Source organism: Planotetraspora sp. A-T 1434 (assembly GCF_025420585.1).
Lineage (GTDB): Bacteria > Actinomycetota > Actinomycetes > Streptosporangiales > Streptosporangiaceae > JAOEGB01.
This window is the reverse complement of sequence record NZ_JAOEGB010000025.1, coordinates 100,570-121,977: the sequence shown is the minus strand read 5'-3', so window position 1 is coordinate 121,977 and position 21,408 is coordinate 100,570. Positions and strand designations below refer to the sequence as shown.

Below are 21,408 nucleotides of genomic sequence, written 5' to 3'. Positions count from 1 at the left end.
CTTCCTCGGAGTCGTCGTCGGAGCCGTCGTCGGAGTCGTCGTCGGCCCGGTTGAACTCGACCTGCACCCGGCCTCGGAGCAACTCGGCGAACGCGAGGTGGCGCGTCCCGTCCAGCTCCACGCCGGACTCGTCCGCGCCCGTCACACGCCCCTCGGCCGAGGTGCCGTCCCGCAGCTCGGCCTTGACCAGCCTGCCCTTGGCACGCCGCCAGTGGCGCGGCTCGGTGAGCGGCCGGTCGACTCCCGGCGAGCTGACCTCCAGGACGTACGGACTGCCGCCCAGAACGTCACTGTCGTCAAGCTCCTTCGAGATCGACTGGCTGACGTCGGCCACGTCGTCGAGGCTCACCCCGCCGTCGCGGTCCACCACAACCCGCACCAGCCGCCGTTTGCCCGCCGGAGTGATCGTCACATCCTCCAGGTCGAGCCCCTCGGCGTCGACCACCGGGCCGAGAAGCTCCACGAGGCGGTCGCGTCGAGCGTCGTTGCCCATGCCGACCTCCCATTCACTGGCGTACCTCGCCCGATGTGCCAACAGCCTATCGACAACGCGGGACGGAAATAGCGCCACACCCGGGCGGCGAGCCGACACGAGCGCGATGATCGCCAGAAGCGATGACCACTGGGCGACGCGCCGTACGATGCTATGTCGTGGAACAGACGAGCGGGGCCCGGATGACGAGGCGTGCCCTGCTGGGCACGGCCGCGGCCGGGCTGGCCGTTTCCGGCTGCTCGTCCCGCACGGGTCAAGGCTCCGAGAAGACCCGTGCCGCCAATCCGCCGGATCCTCAGACCGTGCTGTTGATCTCCCTGATCGCGGCCAAGGAGCAGATGATCGCGCTCTACCAGCGGGCGGCGCTGTCGGACGCCAGGCGGGCCACCACGCTGGAGCAGTTCCGCCAGCGTCATGTCGCCCATCTCGCCGCACTGCGCAAGCTGCTTCCCCGGGACGCCGCGCCGAGCCCCTCGCCTTCCCCTTCGGTAGCCTCCGGTTCCCCGTCGCAAGCCTCCGGCTCGGCGGTGTCCGTCGGCCGGCTGCGCGACGCGGAGCGCCGGGCGGCGGCCGAGCGGCCGGCCCAGACGGCGGGCGTCTCTCCCGCGCTCGCCCAGCTCCTGGCCGGCATCGGCGCCTGCGAGGCCGTACACGTCGTCGCGCTGGGGAGGCTGCGTGATTGACTGTGACTGACGCGCTCGCCAAGGCCCTGGCCGCCGAGCACGCCGCCGTGTACGCCTACGGGGTGGTCGGCGGGAAGACGACGGGCAGGCTCCGCGCCCGTGCCTCGATCGGGTTCGACGCCCACCGGGCCCGGCGCGACCAGCTCCGCGCGCTGATCGCGCAGCGGGGCGGCACTCCGTCGGAACCCGGGCCGACCTACCGGTTGCCGTTCGAGGTCATGACGGCCTCTGACGCCGTCCGCCTCGCCGTGCTGGTCGAGGAGCGGCTCACCACCGCCTATCTGGAGCTGGCCGCCGACCCGGACGCGTCGCTGCGGCGCCTCGCCGCCCTCGCCGCCCAGGAATGCGCGACCCGCGCGTACGGCTGGCGGCCCGCGATCACCGCATTCCCCGGCATGCCCGGGCCCGGGGCGTCACCCACGGCGACCGCCGGCCCCACGCCGGCGTTCGACGCCACCCCGTCCCTCGATCCCACTCCGTCGCTCGACCCTTCATCGCTGGTCGAGAAGCCCGTCGGCAGGCAATGAGATGGGCCCTGGGGGCGCCACGATCAGGCCTGGCAGGCCGCCAGGACCCGGTCCAAGGCCTCGGCGAGCGGGATCTCCTCCTTGGTCCCGGTCACGCGGTCGCGCAGCTCCACGACGCCCTGGGCGAGCCCGCGACCGACGATCAGCACGGTCGGCAGGCCGAGCAACTCCGAGTCCTTGAACTTCACGCCGGGGGACACGCCCGCGCGGTCGTCCACCAGGACGCGAAGGCCGCGCGACTCCAGCTCCTCGGCGAGCTGGGTGGCCACGTCGATCTGGTTCTCCTTGCCGGTGCCGACGATGTGCACGTCGGCCGGGGCCACCTCGCGCGGCCACACCAGGCCCAGCTCGTCGTGGCGCTGCTCGGCCAGCACGGCGACCGCGCGTGAGACGCCGACGCCGTAGGAGCCCATAGTGATCCGGATCGGCTTGCCGTCCGGCCCGAGCGCGTCGAGCCCGGCGGCGTCGGCGTACTTGCGGCCGAGCTGGAAGATGTGGCCGATCTCGATGCCGCGGTCGATCGACAGCGGGTGGCCGCATCGGGGGCAGGAGTCCCCGGCCCGGACGTCGGCCGCCTCGATCGTGCCGTCGGCCTCGAAGTCGCGGCCCGCGACCACGTGCGCGGCGTGCTTGCCGGGCTCGTTGGCCCCGGTCACCCAGGCCGAGCCGTCGACCACGCGGGGGTCGACGAGATAGCGGATGCCGAGCGACTTGAGGACCTGCGGGCCGATGTATCCGCGAACCAGGCCGGGATGCCGGACGAAGTCCTCCGCCTCGAAGATCTCGGGGACGCCGGGTGAGACCGCCGCCTCCAGGCGCTTGAAGTCGACCTCCCGGTCGCCGGGCACGCCGATGATGAGCGTCTCGGCCTTGTCGGATCCCGGCGTGCGGACCTTGACCACGACGTTCTTCAGCGTGTCGGCGGCGGTGATCCGCAGGCCGTGGTGCTCGTTGACGTAGTTGACCAGCGACTCGATGGTGGGCGTGTCTGGCGTGTCGAGCACCTCGAGCGCGGGGTGGCCGGTCGTGACGGCCGGCGGCGCGGGGGTGACGACGGCCTCGGCGTTGGCCGCGTAGCCGCAGTTGTGGCAGGCCACGAACGTGTCCTCACCGGTGGCGCAGGGTGCCAGGAACTCCTCCGACGCCGAGCCGCCCATCGCGCCTGACATGGCGAAGACGATGCGGTAGTCGATGCCGAGCCGGTCGAAGATCCGGATGTAGGCCTCTCGGTGCGTCTCGTAGGAGTGCTTGAGGCCGTCGTCGTCGAGGTCGAAGGAGTAGGAGTCCTTCATGACGAACTCCCGGCCGCGCAGGATGCCCGCCCGGGGACGCGCCTCGTCGCGGTACTTCGTCTGGATCTGGTAGAGAGTCACCGGGTAGTCCTTGTAGGAGGAGTACTCCCCCTTGACCATGTCGGTGAACATCTCCTCATGGGTGGGCCCGAGCAGGTAGTCGGCGCCCTTGCGGTCCTTGAGGCGGAAGAGCGTGTCGCCGTACTCGGTCCACCGGCCGGTGGCCTCGTAGTAGTCGCGGGGCAGCAACGCGGGGAACAGCACCTCCTGGGCGCCGATCCGGTTCATCTCCTCGCGGACCACCCGCGTGATGTTCTCCAGGACGATCTTGCCGAGCGGCAGCCACGAGTAGATGCCGGGGGCGACGCGGCGGACGTATCCGGCGCGGACGAGCAGCTTGTGGCTCGGCACTTCCGCGTCCGCCGGATCCTCACGCAGCGTGCGCAGGAACAGGGTCGACATACGCAGCAGCACGGCTACTCCTTGCTCGTTGGAGATCTCGCGACAGAGACCGCGAGAGAGACGATGTGAGCCAAGGTTATCGACTCGCGGACGCGTCTCGCCTCCTCTATAGGCTGTACACCTTCTACAGCGCGTACACGGCGGTCAGGACCGCGGCGACGCCCGCGGCGCGGGTACGGCCCGCCCACGACCGGCGCGAAAGGACCACGCAGAGCAGCCCGAGCACGAGCGCCGTACCGGCGAGCCACGGCAGGGCGGGGCCCCTGTCCCAGGTCACCATGCCGTGCCACTTGACCGTTCCGTTGGAGCTCGCGCTCTCGGCCATGTCGGTGAGGAACAGCAGCGCGAGCCCGCCCGCGGCCACGTCGCCCCACGGGGAGCGTGAACGGGCGAGATACGCGAGCGCTCCTATGGCGACCATCCGGAAGAGGAGGCCGTCCAAGGCGACTCCGCCGCCGGCGATTTCGATGAAGTCCCCGCCGCTCACGCTCATGACCAGGCCCGGGAAAACCGCGCCGAAGGTCGTGAGGGCGCTGTTGAGCAGTGCCCATCCCAATCCCGCGGAAAGGTAGCCGCTCACCGCGACGGCGCTCACCAGCACAGCGGACATCACGATCCTGAGCACAGGACTGGAGGCGACGCCGGACAGCAGCGTCCCGGCCAAGCCCACCGCGACGCCGGCGAGTAGCGCGACGAGCATGTGGCCCTGGATGCGACGCGCGCACCGGTCCAGTGCGGCGAAGTCTCCCTCCGAGGTCTCCTCGGCGGCCTCCTGGGGGAACCAGGACGGGATGTTCATTCGGCCGTAATCCGATCTTTCGTTACTACACCAGTCACGAACAGTCTATAGGGATGTCAAATAACCCCCATAACGGCCATGCTTACATAAAGGAACAAGTGACCGCTTGGTATGCTCGCCGCGTGGATGAGCGAGAGGCAATGCGCGAAGCCGTCCGGACCTTCCTCCGAGAGGCCACCGGGGCCACGTGGCGGCGGTTCGCCGGAGAGCTCGGCGCCGCCGGGCTGGCCATCCCCGAGGAGTACGGCGGAGCCGGATGCGGGTTCCCCGAGGTGGCGATCGTCTGCGAGGAGATCGGCCGAGCGCTGTCGCCCCTCCCCTACTTGTCCACGGTCGTGCTGGCGGCCTCAGCGATCCTGGAGTCGGGTGACCCCGAGGCGCGGGAGCGGCTGCTGCCGGCGATCGCCGAAGGGACCACGACGGCCACCGTGATCTTCCCCGACGACGCGGACCTCTCACTGGACGGCGACCGGCTCAGCGGGCTTGCGCCGTACGTCATGGACGGCCGAATCATGGACGGCCCCGTCATGGACAGCGTGGAGAGCCACGTCGTGCTCGTCTACGTCGACGGAGCCCTGGTGGAGGCCGAGCCGTCGGCGCGCCGGTCGTACGTCACCCTGGACCCGACCCGGCCACTGGCGGAGCTGACCTTCGACGAGGCGCCCGTACGACGGCTCGGCGACGGGCGGGCGGCCGCCCGGGTGCGGGACCTCGGCATCGCCGGGCTGTCCGCCGAGCAGGCGGGCGGGGCGGCCCGCTGCCTGGAGTCGGCGGCCGAGTACGCCAAGAGGCGCCACCAGTTCGGACGGCCCATCGGCTCGTTCCAGGCGATCAAGCACAAGCTGGCGGACATGCTGCTCAAGGTCGAGTCCGCCCGCTCGGCCGCCTATGCCGCCGCCGAGGCGAGCGCGGAGGAACTGTCCGTCCACGCCGCGATGGCGGGCTCGTACTGCACCGAGGCATATCTGAGCACGGCCGGCGAGAACATCCAGGTGCACGGCGGCATCGGGGTGACGTGGGAGCACGACGCCCATCGGTACTTCAAGCGGGCGACGTCGGACGCCCAGCTCTTCGGGCCGCCGGAGGCGCATCGGGCCCGGCTGGCGCGGGCCGTGTTCACATAAGGCCCTGAAGCCTTCCCAGACCGGCCAGTAGCGCCGTCAGCGCGACCGTGACGGCGAGGGATCGAAGCCGCGCCGGTGGCGTGGGCCGCAGGAGCACCACGAGCACCAGGGCCAGAGCCAGGCCCGCCCAGTCCTGCCAGGGATAGCCCCATTCGACCGTCACACAGCATTCACCGCTCTCGCGGGTGAACAGACCCTGAAGCCACAGCTGAAGCGACAGCACCGCGGGGATCGACTGGCCCTGCAGGAGAAGGGCGAGCGCCAGATCCCCACGGAGATCCTCTCGTCGCGTCAGGAAGGCCAACACGACTCCGGCGAGCGGTAAGACGACGACCTTGAGCACGAAGTAGACGATCTCCCCGGCGTCGTAGCCGGTCATGCCGAAGGGAAAGGCCAGTCCCCGGACCAGGTTGACGGCCACTCCGGCGGCGTACCCGCCGAAGGCCAGGACGAGCGCCGCGGCCATCGCCTGGCGGAATCGGGACGCGGATCGTCCGCAGGCGACCGCGACCAGGAAATACGCGAAGCGCGACCAGAACGACTCGGCGATGAGGTAAGCGTCCGGCGCATCGCCGCCGTGATAGGCGATCGCCGCGCCCAAGGCGCCGAAGACGGCGGCCACCGCGAGGACGAGCCCGGCATGGCGAAGATCACGCGACCGCGACGCCGGGGGTGAACTCGCCTCGACAGCCACCCCCGCATTGTGTCAGGGCGCCGCGTAATCCCCAAGCGACAGCAAACACGCCCACACCAGCCAAGATCGCAAATCCATCTAAACAATGTGAAAATTTTTTGACAAGTACCAAGAATCAGATGACGCGTCCGTTTCATGACATTTCGGACATCCAGTTCCTCGCTTTCATGATTCACTGCGGCGGCAATCTCCGATCTTGAACCCCTCATTGGAGAGTCCATGCGCCCTGCCTTCGTCAGGAACGCCCTGCTCGCGAGTTCCGCGCTCGCCATGGCACTGATCGCCCTCCCCGCCCCCGGCGCCACGGCCGACCCCGTCACGCCGGTCGAGGTGATCACCGATGACCCCTACGCCAACGCCACTCCTCCCGACTACAAGATGAGCTACGCGCTCAAGGAGGCCGAAGCGCGCGCCCTAGCCAAACCCGATGTGTACGGCCAGCCGTACGTCTACAGCGGCACTCTGATCGCGACCGTCACGAGCGCCGACGCGCAGAGCGAGGCCGGACAGGCCGTGTCCCTGCCGCCAGACCTCGCGCCCCCGGATGACGGGTCGGCGGACCCGAGCTCGGTCCCGCCACCGCAGGACAAGGACACCGTCACCCCGGCAGCCTCGGCCGCCGCGACGTCCACCGGTTCGGCCCCCTCGAACGACTCGGTCGCCGCGAAGGAGAAGGCGGCGAGGACCTCGTCGAGTACGTCGCCGTCCGGCGCATCGGCTTCCGCCACGAACCCGTGGATCGTTTATCCCAAGGTCCACGTCGTGCCGTACAGCTGGAACCGGCTCAACGCGATCAAGGATGAGGTGGTGACGCTCACACCCGACGTCATGCCCGACAGCGACAAGATCCTGAACGCGCTGGTCCAGCCGGAGCGAGACCGGGTCCTCGTCGAGGCGACCTCCGCAAGTGACGCGCTGCGCACCGGCCTGGCGACCCGCTACGGCTCGGACGCCGTCGCCATCCGGCTCGTCGAGGACCCAGGCCCGTCTCAGACCGAGGCGCGGCAGAACGACAGCAGCGTCGGCGGTTTCTACGGCGGCGCCCGCATCTACACGAGTGTCGGTAGCTGCACCAACGGATTCCCCTGGCGCTACAGCGGCTACCAGGCCATGATCACGGCGGGCCACTGCACCACGATGGGCGGTTCCGTCGCCACCCCCGTCGAGTACGTGGGGTCGGTCGTCAAGGACACCTGGGCCAACAACAAGGGCACCGTGCTCATCGACGGCCAGTCCTCCTACCACGGCGACGCCTCACTGATCAAGCTGGGCTCGGGCAAGACGAGCACGGCGCGCATCTACGTCGGCTCCAGCACCTCCGCCTCAAGCCGGGCGGTCGGCGCGATGTGGTCGCGGCGGGCCGACTACGGCGACCAGTACTGCACGGGCGGCTCGACCGCCGGCGAACTCTGCGGCTGGAAGGTCAGCGCCATCCGCATCAACCACAAGTACAGCGACGGGACCGTTCTGAAGAACGGGGTGCGTGGTTACAAGCACGGCCAGTGCACCCTGGGCGGTGATTCGGGCGGGCCGGTGTACACCGTCACCTCGGCCGGCAAGGTCGTCGCCAAGGGGATCCACAACGGAGCAGCCGGTGGCGGATCCGACCACTGGGGCGGCGCCTTCGACCCCTGCATCGAGTACTTCACCGACATCTGGGACGCCTACTTGGGCTTCCCCGGCACCCTCGCCACGAGCTGAGAAGCCAGTTAACGACGACCGGACATAACGACCCGGACGGCGCCCTCGCCGTCCGGGTCTCTTCAACCGCCGAGCAGTTCTTCCCAGTGCTGCCGGGAGGCGGGCCGTCTGGCCACTCCCACGGTCCCGTCCAGGGTCGCGGACATCCGCCACAGCCCCGGACGGGACCGCAGCCGTTCCATGCCGAGCGGGTCGATGGCCCGCAGCACGAAGCTCACTCCCATGACGTCCAGCGACGCGGTGGAAGCGGTGGCGGGCCCGGCCGCCCCGGCCAGCGACCCCGGGTGCCCGGGCTCGTGAACGCGCTCGACGAGCAGCGCCGCGACCTCCGAGGCGAGCGGCCCGTCCCGCCACTCCACGTGCCAGGAGTGGTCGCTCCCTCGCCACCAGGCCAGGTCGCGGCAGGCCTCCAGCATCTCGGCCTCGCCGGCCAGCGCGGCCATCACCCTGCCGAGAGCCTCGTAACGCCGGGCGTTCGGCGTCCGCGCCTCGTCATGCTCATCCGGCCCCGGCAGAAGCCCGGGCTCCTCCCGCCCCCCGCGGAATCCCCTCATGTCTGGGAGGGTCCCACCGATCGGCCGTCTCGTCCTCGGGTTTCCCCGTCTTTTAGCCCCAGAGCCCACGAGCATCAACTTTGATCGCGGCGACCGCCCTCCCGCAAGCCCTCGTTGCCGGTGCGACGGGTTCGCGTGTAACCTCAGCCAAGCGAGCGCTTGGTTAACTGACGTGAGGGACGGGGCCATGAGGATCAGCCTGGGCTACGAGCTGGAGGTGCGCGGCCGGACCCGCGAGGTCGAACGGCAGGCGTTCCACAACGTGATCGAACAGGTGGTGCTCGGGGACGAGCTTGGATTCGACACCGCGTGGTTCGTGGAGCACCACTTCACCCGCGGTTTCTCGCACTCCTCCGCCCCCGACCTCGTGCTGGCCGCCGCGTCGCAGAGGACCGCCCGGATCCACCTCGGGCTCGGCGTCGTGCTGTTGCCGTTCCAGTCCCCGATCCGTACGGCGGAGCGCGTCGCCACGCTGGACATCGTGAGCGACGGCCGGGTGGAGTTCGGCACGGGAAGGGGAGCCTCTCCGCTGGAGTATCAGGCTTTCCAGCGGCCGTTCGAGCAGTCCCGCGCGCTCTGGGAGGACTCCCTCGAGGCCGTGCTCGCGATCTGGAACGCCGACGGCGAGCCGGTCAGCCGGTCCACCCAGTTCTTCGAGATCCCCGACGTGGGCGTCTACCCGCGCCCGGTCCAGCGGCCGCACCCGCCCGTATGGGTGGCCTCCACCTCGCTTGACGGCTACCTGGCGGCGGCCAGGAAGGGGTACAACCTGCTCGGCATGACCATGCTCAAGGGCATCGACGAGGTCGCGGCCGACATCGCCAAATACAGGGAATGCCTCGCCGACAGCGGCTTCGACCCGGACACCCGCCGGATCGCCCTGATGATCCCCTGGTTCGTGGGCCCGACCCGCGACGAGGCCATCGCGGTCGCCGCCGATCCCGTGCTCTGGTACATCCGCCGCCAGGTCAACCTCGTCACCCCGCCCGACTACTACGACGCCCGGCACGCGACGCACAGAGTGCTCGGCCAGCTCGCCGCCGGGCTGCCACCCGACGAGGCGATGGCGACGCTACGGGAGCATCTGATGGTGGTCGTGGACGACGTCGCCGGCTCCCGCAAGGCCGTCGCCAGGATCGCCGAGGCCGGGGCCACCGACCTGATCCTCCAGGCCCAGGTCGGCGGCCTCGCCCACGGGCACGTGTGCGACTCGATGCGGCGCTTCATGACGGAGGTGGCGCGGTGAGCGGCGAGCGCTGGCTGACCCGTGGCGACCTGACCGGGCACGACGCGACCGGGCTGCTGCTCGTCTCCCCCGACGGGTCGAGCGCCGTTCCGCTCGATCCGGACGACCGTACGGCCACCGCCTCGGCACTGCGCTCCGCCGGGGTGGCGGAGCGTGACCGGGTGGTGGTCGCGCTGGCCGAGCCGTACGGGGCCTTGTGGGCCTCGGCGGCGGCGGAGGTCGCCGAGGCCGCGGCGCCGGTGGGCCCGAGGGGGCGGCTGCGGCTGCACCACGCGCTCATGTCGGTCGGAGCGACCACGCTGGTGATCACGCCAACGGGGGCGATGGACTTCCTCGCCCGCCTCCATCTGGAGTTCCTGCTCGATCCCCTCGACCTGGGGCTGCGGCACATCGTGCTGACCGGCGAGATCGCGTCGAGGGGCACGCTGGGGCAGCTCGCCGGCGAGTTCGACGCGTCGGTCTCCGAGATCCTCGCGTCGCCGTACAGCGGCGCGGCGCTCGGCTGGCGCGCGTCGGAGACGGCCCCGCTGACCCCGTCCGAAAGTCTCCGCCTGGCCTCTCTCGACAAGGACGAGATCTTGGACGCGCCCTATCCGGAGGGGGCCGCCGAGCTGGTCGTCACGCGCGGCGACAGCGTACTGCGGACGGGCCAGGTCGGCCGGGTCACGACCCCGGACCTCGTCCCGGCGCCCGAGCACACGGTCGGCGACCACGTCCTGATCAGGGGCGTCTGGTTGGCGCTGCCCCGGCTGGAGAAGGCCCTCGCCAAGATCGACGGCGTCGCGACGTGGGAGCTGACGATCTCCCGGCCGGGCACCCTCGACGCCGCGACGCTGACGGTGACCTTCAACCGGGCCGCCCTCGTCGGCAACCCGATGTGGAAGGCCCGCATCCGGGAGTCCCTGAAGGCCACCACCCCCGTCGCGATCACCGTCGAGGTCGCCCCCGGCGTCGCCGAGGCGTCGCGGCCCGGGACCGTGAACGACCTGAGAGGCCAGCACCTCGGCAGAGACCGCACGGCCATCGCTCACTAGGGGGCTCCATGGAGCAGGTTCCGGACTGGGGCACGATCCCCCGCATGCTGCGCGACCGGGCCCGGCGGCATCCGGAGGTGACCGCCGTCCTCGAAGACGGCGTACGGCTGTCGCTCGCGGAGCTGCGGGAGAGGGCCTCCTCGGTGGCGAGGGGGCTGATCGGGCTCGGCGTCGAGCGAGGCGACCGGGTAGCGCTCTGGGGGCTCAACGATCTCCCGTGGGTCGTGAACGCCTTCGGCGTCTGGGACGCGGGCTCCGTCCTCGTGCCGCTGTCGTCCCGCTACAAGGGCATCGAGGCGGCCGGCCTGCTCAGGAAGACGGGGGCCTCGGTGCTCATCACGGGCGAGAACCTGACGGGCGCTCCCCCGTTCGCCGGCGTGCTCGGCTCGCCGGATCTGCCGGAGCTTCGCCATGTGATCACTCCTGGCAACCCCTTAAGCGAGGGGGTGGGCGGGGACGAGGCCGAGGCGCGGGCGGCGGCCGTACGGTCCGGCGACCTGTGCGAGATCATCTCCACCTCCGGGACCACCGGCGCGCCCAAAGGCGTGATGCTCGACCACGCCCAGATCCTGCGGGGCTACTGGGACTGGGCGGAGATCGTGACGTTGCGCGAGGGCGACCGCTACCCGATCATCGCGCCCTTCGCGCACGGGTTCGGGCTCAACGCCGGGCTGCTGGCCTCGGTGATGCGCGGGGCCACGATGATGCCGCTGAAGGCGTTCTCCCCGGACGGGCTGATGGAGCTCATCGAGTCGAGCAAGGTGAGCATCCTGGCGGGTGCTCCGCCGATGTTCTACCGGCTCCTGGACGAGCTCGACCGCCGCCCGTGGGACGTGTCCTCGCTCCGGGTCGCCATCTGCGGGGCGGCGGCCGTGCCCGAGGCCCTGATCAGGCGGCTCGCCGACCGCGTCGGGCTCGACCGGGTGATCAACGCGTACGGCCTGATGGAGGGCACGGTGGTGTCGATGACCAGGGCCGGGGACCCGGTCGAGGTGATCGCCTCCTCCACCGGCCGGGCCGTGCCGGGCATGGACGTGCGGATCGCCGGCGACGAGGGCGAGGAGGCGCCGGCCGGAGAGCGCGGCGAGATCCTGGTGCGCGGCTACGGCGTCATGCGGGGCTACTGGGACGAGCCCGCCAAGACCGCCGAGGTCGTCAGGGACGGCTGGCTGTACACCGGCGACGTCGGCACGCTCGACCCTTCGGGCAACCTCGCGATCGTGGACCGGAAGAAGGAGCTGTACATCGTCAACGGCTTCAACGTCTCCCCGGCAGAGGTCGAGGGGCTGCTGCTGCGCCACCCGGACATCGGGCAGGCCGCGGTCGTCGGCATGCCGGACGAGCGGGCCGGTGAGGCCGGATGGGCCTACGTCGTGCCGCGGCCCGGCTCCACGATTGATCCGGAGGGCGTCATCGCGTGGGCCAGGGAGAACATGTCCAGCCACAAGGTCCCCCGCCGCGTGATCGTCGTCGGCGCCCTGCCGGTCAACGCCAATGGCAAGATCGACAAACTCGCGATCCGCTCACGCGCCTCGCTGGTCGAGGGTCCTGGCGGTGCAGGGGGCCGATGATAAAGAATCACTGGTAAGACGCCCCGCTCTGTGGAGGCCATGGTGACACTGCGCGTCGCGATCGTGGGATCGGGCCCGGCCGGGATCTACACAGCCGAGGCACTGACCAAGCAGGCCCAGGGGCCGGTCGAGGTGGACGTGCTGGAGCGCCTGCCCACGCCGTACGGACTCGTCCGGTACGGCGTCGCCCCCGACCACACGTCGATCAAGTCGATCGCCGGTTACCTCCGCCGCGTCCTGGAGTCCCCAGGCGTGCGCTTCCTCGGCGGGATCGAGCTCGGCTCGGACGTCTCCGTGGACGACCTGCTGTCCTGTTACGACGCGGTCGTCTACTGCACCGGGGCGATGGTGGACAGGCACCTGGGCATCCCCGGCGAGGACCTGCCCGGCAGCGTCGCCGCCACCGACTTCGTGAACTGGTACTGCGGCCATCCCGACGTCCCCGCCGACGCGTTCACACTCGACGCCGAGGAAGTCGTCGTCATCGGGGTCGGCAACGTCGCGGTCGACGTGGTGCGCATCCTGGCCAAGACCGCTGACGAGCTGCGCGAGACGGACGTGCCGGAGGAGGTCCTCGAACGGCTGGCCGCTTCACGGGTAAGGCGGATCCACATGATCGGCCGCCGGGGCGCGGAACACGCGAAGTTCACCCTTAAGGAGCTGCGCGAGCTCGGCGAGCTACTGAACGCCGACATCCTGACATTTCCCGATGAGGTCAAGGTCGAGGACCTCGCCGCGCTCTCCCGTCAGATCCGGGGCAACGTGGACGTGCTCCAGTCCTGGTCGGAGCGGGTGCCCGCCGACCGGCCACGGCGGCTGGAGGTGCGCTTCTGGCTGCGGCCGGTGGAGATTCTCGGCGTGTCCCATGTCGAGGGCATCCGGCTGGAGCGCACCCGCCTGGAGGACGGGCGGGTCGTGGGCACCGGCGAGTTCGAGACGATCCCGGCCGACATGGTGATGCGGTCGGTCGGCTACCAGAGCGTGGCACTCGCCGGAGTGCCGTTCGACCCCGCGTCGATGACCGTGCCGAACGTGGCCGGCAAGGTGTCGGACCGGCAGTTCGTCGCGGGCTGGCTCAAGCGCGGCCCGACCGGGGTCATCGGCACCAACAAGTCCGACGCCGCCGAGACCGTCCGGACCCTGCTCGCGGAGGCCACTCCCGGCGTGGCGAAGGCGAGGCTCGACGACCTTCTGGACGCCCGCGGCGTCACCCCGGTGACCTACCAGGACTGGCTCGCCATCGAGGCCGCCGAGACGGAGCTGGCCACGAGGCTCAAGCGGGGAGAGCGGGTCAAGCTGGTCGGCCGGCCCGCCATGCTCACCGCCTGCGGCCGCCTCCCCCATCCCACCCCCGACCCGCAGGCGTGACAGCCCTTTCGACCTCCAGCGCCGCGGCCTTGTGTTCGATGCGTAGGTAGCCAACAGTCGTAGGCGAGCGGGGTCTGCGAGGATCGTTGGCATGGAGACGACGCTGACGGGACTGGACAGGCTCCTCGATTTGGAGGCTCTATTCGACGGGCTGGAGCCGGGCCCGCCTCGCGAGATCGCCTGGCAGCCGGTGCACACCGTCTACGTCCCCGGCGACAGGGTGACGGACTCCGTCGTCTCGGACTGGGGGCACGCGGCCACGGAACTGCTGCACAAGCACCTGTTCAGTCCCACCGAGCTGGCCGCGCTGTTCGAACTCGACCCCGACCTGGCGACACCCGTACACGACCGGCTCAGGAAGAAGCTCGCGGTCGAGCCGATCGAGGATCTGCGGGTCGACTTCGAGGACGGGTACGGCGTGCGCGATCAGAGCGAGGAAGACGGGCACGTCGAGAGCGCGGCGGCGGCCATCGCGGCGATGCACGCGGCGGAGACCCTGCCCCGGCGATGGGGGCTACGGGTCAGGTCGTTCGCGGACGGAGACCCGCAACGGTCGATCCGGACGCTGGACGGCTTCCTCACCACCGTGGTCAAGCGAGCCGGAGAGCTGCCGAGGGGCTTCACGGTGACCTTTCCCAAGGTGCTCGTCGAGGCCCATCTCGGGCAGTTCGTGCGCTGCCTGGAGGCTCTGGAGGGGGCTCTGGGCCTCGAACCGCACACGCTCAGGTTCGAGATGCAGGTCGAGGCGCCGCAGACCGTGCTGATCCTCCAGCGGTCGGCCGGCCTGGTCCCGTCACTCGGGGGACGGCTGGCGGCGGCGCACTTCGGGGTGTTCGACTACACCGCCGCGATCGGGCTGCCGCCGCACGAGCAGCGGCTCGACCACCCCGCGTGCGACTATGCGCGGAACGTCATGCAGACGGCCCTCGCCGGCACGGGCGTGGAGCTGTCGGACGGCTCGCTGGCCGCCGCGCCCGCCTCGGACTCGGCCGAGGACGTGAACAGCCTGCTGCGGCGGCACTCCGCCCTGGTCCGCCACTCCCTGTCGAACGGCTACTACCAGGGATGGGACATGCACCCGTCGCATCTCATCAGCCGTTTCGCGACGGTGTACTCCTTCCACCTCGCCCTTTACGAGGACTACCTCGAGCGGGTCCGCGCCTGGGAGGAGAAGCTCGAGGGGGTGGGCGGCGTCCTGGACGAACCCGCCACGATCAAGACGCTCGTCGCGGCCCTCGCCCGAGCCGACCACGCCCTGTGCTGAGTCAGTCGCTGTGCTGAGTCAGTCGCTGTGCTGAGTCAGTCGCTGTGCTGAGTCAGGCGAGGTCGACGAGGTGGCGCCATTCGCGGACGCGTGCCGGGTCGACGGGGTCGCTCCACGACTCTCGTACGGCGCTGCCGACGTGGAAGGCCCGGACGCCGTAGTCGAGCAGGACGGGGAGGTGCTCCCGCTTGAGGCCTCCCCCGGCCAGCACCAGGGGGGCGTCTCCCGCCTCCGCCCGGGCGCGTAACACGGCCAGGCCACTGCCGACCCCCTCCGCCGAGCCCGCCGTGAGCACGGTGGCGAGGTTCGGCAGGAGCCGTACGGCCCGCCAGCCCGCCTGGACGTCGGCGGCGTGGTCCACGGCACGGTGAAACGTCCACGGGAGGGGCGAGACGGCGTGGATGAGCGCGTCGGTCGCGTCCCGGTCGACCGAGCCGTCCTCGGAGAGGAACCCGAAGACGAAACCGGCCGCGCCGGCTTCGGACAACTCCTTGACCTCCTTGCGCAGCCGGTCCAGTTCCTCAGGCGTAACCGTGAACCCGGCGTTGCAGCGCAGCATGACCATCTGCGGCAGCCCGCACTCCTCCGAGATCGCCGCGACGAGCTCCGCCGAGGGGGTGAGGCCGTCTGAGCCGATGTCGGACACGACCTCCAGGCGGTCCGCCCCGCCCTCCTCGGCGGCCACGGCGTCGCGAACGTCCAGAGCGATCACTTCAAGGAGAGATCCGGTCATGAAGTGAACAGTATCGGGTCCGTTTGCGACGCCGTACGGCATCCGCCCTGTTCAGGCCTGGATCAACTCCTTGTGCGGAATGATGTCAAGAACGCGGCCATGCGTACGCGATCCGATCGGGTGATCCCGAAGCGCCCCTGACGTGATGAGCGCTCCCGACGCGCCGCGCTCGAAGAGCTCCCCGGAGGCACTGCGCTCGAAGAGGGCCCCCGAGGCGCGATGCGGAAGGTCGACCGTGCGGACGTGCCGGAATCCGAGCGTGCGGTAGTACGCCTGGAGGCGGGCGTTGTCCTTCGAGCAGTCCAGGCGCAGCAGGCGCCGCCCTTCGGCCGCGGCGCGCAGCCCGGCCCAGTCGAGCAGGGCCTCGCCGAGACCCTGTCCGGAGTAGGCCCTGCTGACGGCGAGCTTGTGCACGTACAACGCGTCACCGGGATGGTCGGACCCGGTCCAGAACTCCGGGTCGGCGTGGCCGTCCAGCGCCACGGTGGCGGCCGGGACGGGGCCGGTTCCGTCATCCAGCAGGTACAGCACGCCTTCCCGGATGAGCGGCTCGATGCGCTCGGCGGGGAAGCCGCCGGCCGGCCACTGCCGTACGCCGAGGGAGTTCAGCCACTTGGCCGCCTCCGCGAGCAGGGTGAGCACGGTGGTCAGGTCGCCGGGTGTGGCGGAGCGAAGCGTGAGGCTGTTCGCGGGCACGGGAGAGTCCTTTCGATGCTGAGCGAGAGCAAAGGGAATTGGTGTGAATACGTAGAGTGACGACGTGATGGCGCGCGGGCCTACGCGTCAGACAGCGGAGGAAAGCAGCACTAGGGCGCCCGAGCGTGGCGTGATGATCGCTCGCGGCGGATACACAGCCAGAGACGACCCCTCCGGGGAGGGGTCATCCGTGTTCGGTCAATGACGTTCCAGCTCGTATCTGATCAAGTGCTTGTCGGCGGGGAGCACCGACACGGCGACGCGCACCGGTGTGTCGTCCGGGTCGTACCCAACTCGGACATAAACGACAACTGGCGTACCGGGTTCCAGCTGAAGTTGCAACGCTTCATCAGGAGTTGGCATACGTGCCGAAATATCGTCAATTACCCTGACCTGCGGGTGTCCGAGCTCCTCCAGCACGCGGTTGGCCCCGCGCTTGATGTCCCCCGGCCGGGCGATCTCCGAGTCTCCGACGAGATCCAGCGGGAAGTACGAGTCATAGGTGTTGTACGGCTGACCGTCCACGAACCGCAGCCGGCGGCGGACGACGGCGAGCGCCTTGTCGGTGAGCGCGAGCCGGGTCGCGACGTCCTCCGGCGGCTCGACGATCGAGACCTGGATGTTCTGGTCGGCCCGGCGGCCCTCCGCGGTGACCGCGTGCACGAAGGAGTCGAATCGGGGCTCGCCCGCGTTCAGCGGATGCACCTCGTCAAGGGGGCGGAACTCGTCCTGAGGGCGCATGAGGAGGGGGCGGCGCTCACGGACGAACGTCCCGCGCCGGCGCATCCGGAGGATGAGACCCTCGTTCTCGAGCTCGCCCAGTGCCAGCCGTACCGTGTTGCGGCTGACGCCGTGGGCCTCCATGAGGTCGGTCTCGGTCGGGATCTGGTCGCCTGGCCCGAGCTCCCCCGTGTAGATGGCTCTCCGCACCTCGGCGGCCACCTGCTGGTAGAGCGATGATCGTGCCATCTTTCCTCAATCTACCCTTTTGTTCCAACAAATCTAGAGGATCTCGGTCTGGCAAGGAACAACCTCTTGACCTGACCGGCCGGGGCCGCGCATTATCCAAACGTTGGTACAAATCCATCCAATGGGCGGTGAGAGTCGGTGCTAGCGGTCCGTGCGGGCACGCCGTACCTGCCATGGCGCGATCCCTGCGAGGCGACGCGCATGCTCCGCTACGCCCTGCACCGGCAGGGATTCACCCACACCTACCAGAGCAACGGGAACGGCATGTCAGTGCTGTCGGTATCGACCGAGCTGACCGTCTGGTGTAAAAACGGGTCTTTCGTGTGGAACGAGGGCGACCTGGTGGTCACCCATCCGGCCGACGACCCCGATGGCGCGACACGCCTGATCATGCGGCATTACCGCACGCCGGAGCAGCCATCCGACGAGGACGGCTGGTCCCCCGAGACTCCGCGCGATTAGACGAGGCTTCGACCCCAACCCTCGCCGGGGTCGAAGCCTCACGCCGGGGCGGTGCGCGTCCTGGCGGGTCCCCCACGCCCGCCAGGACGCCGCACCGTGATCGTCCCCGGCTTCGCGGGCCTCACTCCGACCCCGGCCGCCAGTTGATCAGGGACAGTTCCTCGTCGACGTAGGTGAACGACGCCTGGACGGGCTCCCCGGGATGGGGCTCCCGGTCGCGGTACCAGTTGCCGTACATCACGCAGTCCGGGGCGGCGGTGAGGCGGACCATCACCACGACGTACGGCGTCGCGGCTCCGGGGGTGAACGGCTGGTGGGTGACGATCCAGCTCTCGATCGTCCCGGTCGGCTCCACCGGCCGCCAGCTCCAGTCCCTCGAACGGCAGGCGTGGCAGTAGACGCGGGCCGGGAAGCGGAGGGTGCCGCAGGCGTCGCAGCCCTGCAGGACGAACTCGTGGCGGGCGGTCCGCGCCCACCACGCGGCCGAGTCCCGGTCCGGGATCGGACGGATGAGGCCGCGTCCACTGATTCGCTCGCTACGCTCGCTCACTGCCGTCACCCCTTCCTGAGGATCAGGGCGGAGGTCGCCGCGAGGACGTAACCCGGCTGCGCGGTGGACAGCGCCACCTCCGCGCCGGGCGTCTGCCGGTCACCCGCGTCGCCCCGGAGTTGGGAGACGGCCTCGGCGATGTGGTTGATCCCGTGGACGTAGCCCTCCGAGAGAAAGCCTCCGTGGGTGTTGACCGGCAGCCGGCCGCCGAGGGCCGTGTGCCCCTCCGCGACGTACGGCCCGCCCTCCCCCTTGGCGCAGAAGCCGTAGTCCTCGAGCTGCACGATCACCGAATAGGTGAAGCAGTCGTAGATCTGGGCGACGTCGATGTCCCGTGGCCCCGCCCCGGCCATGCCGTACAGGCGGGGCGCGAGCTCGGCGGCGCTGGTCACGGTGACGTCGCCGGACCCGCTGGAGAGGTGTGAGTGGCCGCCGCCCCAGGCGGCGGCGGAGATGAGCACGGGGGGCCTGCGCAGGTCTCGCGCCCGCTCGGCGGTGGTGACGACGAGCGCGCACGCGCCGTCGGTCTCCAGGCAGCAGTCGAGCAGCCGGAACGGCTCGGCGATCCATCGGCTGCCCAGATAGTCGTCGAGCGTGATGGGGGTGCGCATCAGGGCGCGGGGATTCTTGGTCGCGTTGGCCCGCTGTGTGACCGCGAGCTGCCCGAAATGTTCGGCTTTGGTGCCATATTTCGTCATGTGGGCGCGGGCGTACATCGCGTACATCTGCGGCGGGGCGACGTAGCCGTACGGCGCCTGGTACTGGACCTCGGGGCTGGCGGGGAGCGGTCGTCCCGTGCCGCCCATCCGGAACTCGGAGCGGGCGTTGATGGCGCGGTAGCAGACGACGGTCTCGGCGACCCCTGAGGCGACGGCGAGCGCGGCCTGGCCGACAACGGAGTGCGAGACGCTGCCGCCGCCGAACTGGTCGAGGTACCACGAGGGCGGCCGGAGGCCGAGCGCCGGGCCGACCAGCGACGGCGGCGCCGAGTCTCCGACGCGGTGAGTGGCGAGGCCGTCCACGTCGCCGGGCTCCAGGCCCGCGTCGTCGAGCGCGGCCAGGACGGCTTCACAGGCCAGGGTCAGCGTGCTGACCTCGGAGTCCTTGGAGAAGGCGGTGTAGCCGACGCCGGCGACGGCCGCGCGATCCCGGAAACCCAGCAAGCGCTTGGTCATAGGTAAACGCTAGGGCACCGGTGCGGATGCGTGTCAATGTCCACATTACTCAGCATTGGGGAATGCGAGACTTACTACACCGCCTTGAAAGTTATTTGCGGGATCCCTCTACCCTCCAAGCAAGCGCTTGGTTAGTATGACTGGACGGACCAACTGAGGAGGCGAGCGCACGATGAGCACCCCGGTGGCCGAGTTGCGCGGCCATGACGGCGCCAAGAGGATCCCAACCGTGCACGGACACCACTTCAGGAACGTCCTCGGCAGGTTCGCCACGGGCGTCGTGGCCATCACCGCGATAGACCCGGAGACCGGCAAGGCGTGCGGGCTCGCCGCGAACTCCTTCACGTCGGTCAGCCTCGATCCTCCTCTGGTCGCGTTCTGCGTCGCCCACACCAGCACGAGCTGGCCGCGTCTCAAGGCGGCCGGCTCGTTGTGTGTCAACGTGCTGGCCGAGCACCAGCAGCAGATCTGCGCGCAGCTCGCCACGACCGGCGGCGACAAGTTCGCCGGCCTGTCCTGGACCCGCTCCCCCGGCGGCGGTCCCGTCCTCGACGGCGCCCTGGCCTGGCTCGACTGCACCGTGGAGAACGAGCACGTCGCGGGCGACCACGTGATCGTCGTGGCCAAGGTCCACCAGCTCGACAAGCACGAGGACGGCGGGCCACTCGTCTTCTTCCGCGGCGGATACGGGCGTTTCCACGCATGACCCTCCAGAGCTTCCGCGACGAGGTCCGGGAGTGGCTGGAGGCCAACCTGACCGGAAGGTTCGCCGACGCGAGGGGCCTCGGCGGCCCCGGCCGCGAACACGAGGGCCACGAGCTCCGGCTCGCGTGGGAGCGCCACCTCGGCGCCGCGGGCTGGACCTGCCTCGGCTGGCCCAAGAGGTACGGCGGGCGTGACGCCGGCCTCGGCGAGCAGGTGGTCTTCCATGAGGAGTACGCCAGGGCGGACGCCCCCGCCCGTGTCGGCCACATCGGCGAAACCCTGATCGGCCCCACCATTCTCGATTTCGGAACCGAGGAGCAGAAGCGCCGTTTTCTTCCACCCATCCAGCGAGGCGAGGAGCTGTGGTGCCAGGGCTACTCGGAGCCGGAAGCGGGCTCCGACCTCGCGGGCGTCCGCACCCGGGCCGACCTCGACGGCGGCGAGTGGGTGGTCGCCGGCCAGAAGGTGTGGACCTCGCTCGCCCACGTGGCCGACTGGTGCTTCGTGCTCTGCCGCACCGAGCCGGGGTCGCAGCGGCACGCGGGCCTGTCCTACCTGCTCGTCCCCATGCGGCAACCCGGCGTCGAGGTCAGGCCGATCGTCCAGATGACCGGGACGAGCGAGTTCAACGAGGTCTTCTTCGACGGCGCCCGTACGGCCGCCGCCAACATCCTCGGCAGGCCGGGCGAAGGCTGGCGGGTCGCGATGGCCACCCTCGGTTACGAAAGAGGGGTCTCGACCCTGGGCCAGCAGATCGGCTTCACGCGGGAGCTCGCGGCGGTCGTCGACACGGCCAGGCGGACCGGCGCGATCGACGACCCCGTGCTGAGGGACCGGCTGGTCCGGTGCTGGCTGGAGCTGGAGATCATGCGGCTGAACGCCCTGCGGGGCGTCACGTCCGTGGCCAAGCTGTACTGGTCGGAGTGGCACCGCACCCTCGGCGAGCTGGCCCAGGCCGTCCAGGGCAGGGAGGGCCTGGTGGCGCGCGGCGAGCCGTACGACCTGAACGCCCTGCAACGGCTCTACCTGTTCAGCCGGGCCGACACGATCTACGCGGGATCGAGCGAGATCCAGCGCACCGTCATCGCCGAACGCACCCTCGGCCTGCCGAAAGGCTGATCCGGGCTTTGGGCTGACCTGGGCTTTGGGCTGACCTGGGCTTTGGGCTGACCTGGGCTTTGGGCTGACCTGGGCTTTGGGCTGACCTGGGCTTTGGGCTGACCTGGGCTTTGGGCTGACCTGGGCTTTGGGCTGACCTGGGCCTGGAGCCGGCCTGAGTATGGAGGCGACACTCTTTGGAGGCCAC

21 protein-coding genes and 1 pseudogene are annotated in these 21,408 nt (G+C 70.1%); 12 read left to right on the top strand and 10 right to left on the bottom strand.

The window, feature by feature from the left end; translation table 11 throughout:
* Positions 1-28 precede the first annotated feature (28 nt).
* Positions 29-493, bottom strand: a pseudogene (rimP, locus tag N5079_RS27905) (ribosome maturation factor RimP); the annotation flags it as partial.
* A 158-nt stretch (positions 494-651) separates the two neighbouring features.
* Here rimP and N5079_RS27900 point away from each other — a divergent pair.
* Both N5079_RS27900 and N5079_RS27895 read left to right on the top strand, forming a co-directional pair.
* Positions 652-1,176, top strand: coding sequence for a hypothetical protein (locus tag N5079_RS27900; RefSeq protein ID WP_261587110.1), 525 nt, complete (start codon positions 652-654; stop codon positions 1,174-1,176).
* 2 nt (positions 1,177-1,178) lie between these two features.
* Positions 1,179-1,703, top strand: coding sequence for a ferritin-like domain-containing protein (locus N5079_RS27895; RefSeq protein ID WP_261587140.1), 525 nt, complete (start codon positions 1,179-1,181; stop codon positions 1,701-1,703).
* Between the two features lie 23 nt (positions 1,704-1,726).
* Here the strand turns inward: N5079_RS27895 and N5079_RS27890 are convergent, their stop codons facing one another.
* Together N5079_RS27890 and N5079_RS27885 are read right to left on the bottom strand one after the other, a co-directional pair.
* On the bottom strand, positions 1,727-3,469 hold the full coding sequence (locus N5079_RS27890) for a proline--tRNA ligase (protein ID WP_261587109.1): 1,743 nt from the start codon (positions 3,467-3,469) through the stop codon (positions 1,727-1,729).
* A 112-nt stretch (positions 3,470-3,581) separates the two neighbouring features.
* Complete coding sequence (locus N5079_RS27885) at positions 3,582-4,256, bottom strand: hypothetical protein (RefSeq protein ID WP_261587108.1); 675 nt, start codon at positions 4,254-4,256, stop codon at positions 3,582-3,584.
* Between the two features lie 53 nt (positions 4,257-4,309).
* Here N5079_RS27885 and N5079_RS27880 point away from each other — a divergent pair, with 53 nt between their 5' ends.
* On the top strand, positions 4,310-5,380 hold the full coding sequence (locus N5079_RS27880) for an acyl-CoA dehydrogenase family protein (protein WP_261587107.1): 1,071 nt from the start codon (positions 4,310-4,312) through the stop codon (positions 5,378-5,380).
* On the opposite strand, the gene N5079_RS27875 is transcribed toward N5079_RS27880, so the two are convergent.
* Complete coding sequence (locus N5079_RS27875; RefSeq protein WP_261587106.1) at positions 5,373-6,074, bottom strand: hypothetical protein; 702 nt, start codon at positions 6,072-6,074, stop codon at positions 5,373-5,375. The two genes, N5079_RS27880 and N5079_RS27875, sit on opposite strands and share 8 nt — an antisense overlap.
* 219 nt (positions 6,075-6,293) lie before the next feature.
* Between N5079_RS27875 and N5079_RS27870 the strand changes: the two genes are divergently transcribed.
* Positions 6,294-7,775, top strand: coding sequence for a S1 family peptidase (locus N5079_RS27870; RefSeq protein ID WP_261587105.1), 1,482 nt, complete (start codon positions 6,294-6,296; stop codon positions 7,773-7,775).
* 62 nt (positions 7,776-7,837) lie between these two features.
* Here N5079_RS27870 and N5079_RS27865 read toward each other — a convergent pair whose 3' ends face one another.
* Positions 7,838-8,329: a hypothetical protein gene (locus tag N5079_RS27865; RefSeq protein WP_261587104.1), complete on the bottom strand. Its 492-nt coding sequence runs from the start codon at positions 8,327-8,329 to the stop codon at positions 7,838-7,840.
* Positions 8,330-8,516: 187 nt separating this feature from the next.
* Between N5079_RS27865 and N5079_RS27860 the strand changes: the two genes are divergently transcribed.
* From N5079_RS27860 to N5079_RS27840, 5 genes are all read left to right on the top strand, one after another.
* The gene (locus tag N5079_RS27860) at positions 8,517-9,575 is read left to right on the top strand and encodes an LLM class flavin-dependent oxidoreductase (protein ID WP_261587103.1); all 1,059 of its coding nucleotides are present in this window, start codon (positions 8,517-8,519) and stop codon (positions 9,573-9,575) included.
* A complete protein-coding gene (locus N5079_RS27855) occupies positions 9,572-10,609 on the top strand; it encodes a hypothetical protein (protein ID WP_261587102.1) in 1,038 nt (345 codons plus the stop codon). The genes N5079_RS27860 and N5079_RS27855 overlap by 4 nt, the downstream gene beginning before the upstream one ends.
* Before the next feature lie 8 nt (positions 10,610-10,617).
* Positions 10,618-12,180, top strand: coding sequence for an AMP-binding protein (locus N5079_RS27850; protein ID WP_261587101.1), 1,563 nt, complete (start codon positions 10,618-10,620; stop codon positions 12,178-12,180).
* A gap of 39 nt (positions 12,181-12,219) precedes the next feature.
* On the top strand, positions 12,220-13,548 hold the full coding sequence (locus tag N5079_RS27845; RefSeq protein ID WP_261587100.1) for an FAD-dependent oxidoreductase: 1,329 nt from the start codon (positions 12,220-12,222) through the stop codon (positions 13,546-13,548).
* A 91-nt stretch (positions 13,549-13,639) separates the two neighbouring features.
* Complete coding sequence (locus N5079_RS27840) at positions 13,640-14,812, top strand: DUF6986 family protein (RefSeq protein WP_261587099.1); 1,173 nt, start codon at positions 13,640-13,642, stop codon at positions 14,810-14,812.
* Between the two features lie 52 nt (positions 14,813-14,864).
* Here the strand turns inward: N5079_RS27840 and N5079_RS27835 are convergent, their stop codons facing one another.
* From N5079_RS27835 to N5079_RS27825, 3 genes are all read right to left on the bottom strand, one after another.
* Positions 14,865-15,545, bottom strand: coding sequence for a copper homeostasis protein CutC (locus N5079_RS27835; RefSeq protein ID WP_261587098.1), 681 nt, complete (start codon positions 15,543-15,545; stop codon positions 14,865-14,867).
* A gap of 51 nt (positions 15,546-15,596) precedes the next feature.
* Complete coding sequence (locus N5079_RS27830; RefSeq protein WP_261587097.1) at positions 15,597-16,241, bottom strand: GNAT family N-acetyltransferase; 645 nt, start codon at positions 16,239-16,241, stop codon at positions 15,597-15,599.
* Between the two features lie 198 nt (positions 16,242-16,439).
* On the bottom strand, positions 16,440-17,210 hold the full coding sequence (locus N5079_RS27825) for a GntR family transcriptional regulator (RefSeq protein ID WP_261587096.1): 771 nt from the start codon (positions 17,208-17,210) through the stop codon (positions 16,440-16,442).
* Positions 17,211-17,348: 138 nt separating this feature from the next.
* Between N5079_RS27825 and N5079_RS27820 the strand changes: the two genes are divergently transcribed.
* Positions 17,349-17,672 (top strand): hypothetical protein, encoded by a 324-nt coding sequence (locus N5079_RS27820; RefSeq protein WP_261587095.1) that lies wholly within the window; start codon positions 17,349-17,351, stop codon positions 17,670-17,672.
* A 121-nt stretch (positions 17,673-17,793) separates the two neighbouring features.
* Here the strand turns inward: N5079_RS27820 and N5079_RS27815 are convergent, their stop codons facing one another.
* Together N5079_RS27815 and N5079_RS27810 are read right to left on the bottom strand one after the other, a co-directional pair.
* Positions 17,794-18,222, bottom strand: coding sequence for a Zn-ribbon domain-containing OB-fold protein (locus N5079_RS27815; protein WP_261587094.1), 429 nt, complete (start codon positions 18,220-18,222; stop codon positions 17,794-17,796).
* Between the two features lie 5 nt (positions 18,223-18,227).
* Positions 18,228-19,397, bottom strand: a complete 1,170-nt coding sequence (locus tag N5079_RS27810; protein ID WP_261587093.1) for a thiolase C-terminal domain-containing protein — start codon at positions 19,395-19,397, stop codon at positions 18,228-18,230.
* A gap of 172 nt (positions 19,398-19,569) precedes the next feature.
* On the opposite strand from N5079_RS27810, the gene N5079_RS27805 reads away from it, so the two are divergent.
* Complete coding sequence (locus N5079_RS27805; protein ID WP_261587092.1) at positions 19,570-20,103, top strand: flavin reductase family protein; 534 nt, start codon at positions 19,570-19,572, stop codon at positions 20,101-20,103.
* Entirely contained in the window at positions 20,100-21,221 is a 1,122-nt protein-coding gene (locus tag N5079_RS27800; RefSeq protein WP_261587091.1) for an acyl-CoA dehydrogenase family protein, read from the top strand. Before N5079_RS27805 ends, N5079_RS27800 begins: the two co-directional genes overlap by 4 nt.
* Positions 21,222-21,408: the final 187 nt, after the last annotated feature.